This is a genomic window from Parendozoicomonas sp. 2304DJ65-17, assembly GCF_058148445.1.
The window spans coordinates 1-353 of the sequence record NZ_JBYVJV010000030.1; the positions used below are offsets into that span (position 1 = coordinate 1).

1 protein-coding gene is annotated in these 353 nt (G+C 45.9%); it reads left to right on the forward strand.

Annotated features, from left to right (window positions below):
* The coding region (locus tag ACY2RR_RS24405) for a LysE family translocator (protein ID WP_490110810.1) at positions 1-245 on the forward strand (245 nt) is incomplete at its 5' end.
* Positions 246-353 lie beyond the last annotated feature (108 nt).

Below are 353 nucleotides of genomic sequence, written 5' to 3' on the forward strand. Positions count from 1 at the left end.
TGAAGCAGGCCTGGCGGGGTAAAACCAGCCTTGTGACTGGGCAGGTAAAAGAGCGTTCATTCTCAGTATCACAATCTTTCCGTGAAAGTTTTCTCTCTAATATTTTGAATCCGAAGACTGTCGTTTTTTATGTGGCGTTTCTACCTCAATTTATTAATCCTGAAGGTTCTGCATTGGTGCAGTCGCTGACTCTGGCTGGGCTTCATTTCATCATTGCTACGACTTGGCAAACCATGATTTCTTGAATGATCAACCGGGCTAAAGAATGGCTGGCTAAGCCTTCGGTGAATCAGGCTTTTAACGGTGTAACAGGAACTCTATTAGTTGGCCTAGGGGCTGGGCTGGCAATGCAG